Source organism: Roseateles sp. P5_E11 (genome assembly GCF_054049355.1).
The window spans coordinates 1-804 of sequence record NZ_JBFUMO010001128.1 but is presented as its reverse complement, the minus strand read 5'-3'; the positions used below and the strand labels follow the sequence as shown (position 1 = coordinate 804).

General features: G+C 66.8%; 1 protein-coding gene. It reads left to right on the top strand.

Annotation, left to right across the window (positions count from 1 at the left end):
- A partial coding sequence (locus ACXJKR_RS33860; protein WP_457326593.1) for a 3'-5' exonuclease occupies positions 1-804 on the top strand: 804 nt, incomplete at both ends.

Genomic DNA, 804 nt, shown 5'->3' with positions numbered 1-804 from the left:
CATCGAGGAGATCCAGAGCCTGCACCGCGGCGGCATGGACCGGCAGGAGATTGCCATCCTCTACCGCAGCAATGCGCAGTCGCGGGTCATCGAGTCGGCGTTGTTCAACTCGGGCATCCCGTATCGCGTCTATGGCGGCCTGCGCTTCTTCGAGCGCGCCGAGGTCAAGCATGCGCTGGCCTATCTGCGCCTGCTGGAGAACCCGAGCGACGACACCAGCTTCCTGCGCGTCGTGAACTTCCCGACCCGCGGCATCGGCGCCAAGACGCTGGAGAACCTGCAGGACGCCGCCAAGGCCAGCGGCCGCAGCCTCTACCAGAGCGTGGGCGCCATCACCGGCAAGGGCGGCGCCAATCTGGTCGCCTTCACCAACCTGATCGACTCGACGCGCAACCTGACGCAAGGCATGACGCTGCGCGAGATCATCGAGCAGGTGCTGGAGACCTCGGGCCTGCTGGACTTCTACCGCACCGACAAGGACGGCGCCGAGCGGCTGGAGAACCTGGACGAACTGATCAACGCCGCCGAGGCCTTCGTCATGCAGGAGGGCTTCGGCAAGAACGCCGTCGGCCTGCCGGTGGACGAAGTGGCTCCGAGCGTGCAGTCCACGGGCACGCCGGGCTCGGTGCCCGACGCGGAGACGGGCGAGATCATGTCGCCGCTGGTGGCCTTCCTGACGCATGCCTCGCTGGAGGCCGGTGACAACCAGGCCCAGGCGGGCCAGGATGCCGTACAGCTAATGACCGTTCACTCGGCCAAGGGCCTGGAGTTCGACGCCGTCTTCATCACGGGCCTGGAAGAAGG